Raw genomic sequence first — 332 nt, 5'->3', positions numbered from 1 at the left:
GATCGTCGGCACGACGACGCCGACGAGGCGCGTGCGCTCGCCGCGCAATTGACGGCCGAGCGGGCTCGGGCGGAACTGCAGCGTGTCGATCGCGGTGCGGATCGCCGCCAGCGTCGCGGGGCTGACGGTGTGCGGCGCGTTGATCGCACGCGATACGGTGGCGATGGAGAAGCCGGCGAGGGCGGCGACGTCCTTGATGGTCTGGGGCATGGCGTGACGCGATGTAAACGTTTTCGGCGAGTGGATTATCGAAAACGTTTGTGACTTCGCGATGACGCGCGGCGAGGCAGTTTCGCAAGAACGCGTGGCGGGGGATGCGGGCGTTCGGTTGC

1 protein-coding gene is annotated in these 332 nt (G+C 67.5%); it reads right to left on the bottom strand.

The window, feature by feature from the left end; all coding sequences use genetic code 11:
- The coding region (locus tag SB771_RS33810; protein WP_410721894.1) for a LacI family DNA-binding transcriptional regulator at positions 1-210 on the bottom strand (210 nt) is incomplete at its 3' end.
- Positions 211-332 lie beyond the last annotated feature (122 nt).

It is taken from the genome of Burkholderia sp. SIMBA_051, assembly GCF_046534915.1.
Classification (GTDB): domain Bacteria; phylum Pseudomonadota; class Gammaproteobacteria; order Burkholderiales; family Burkholderiaceae; genus Burkholderia; species Burkholderia ambifaria.
The sequence above is the reverse complement of the archived record's forward strand: the minus strand, read 5'-3'. Positions and strand labels throughout refer to the sequence as shown.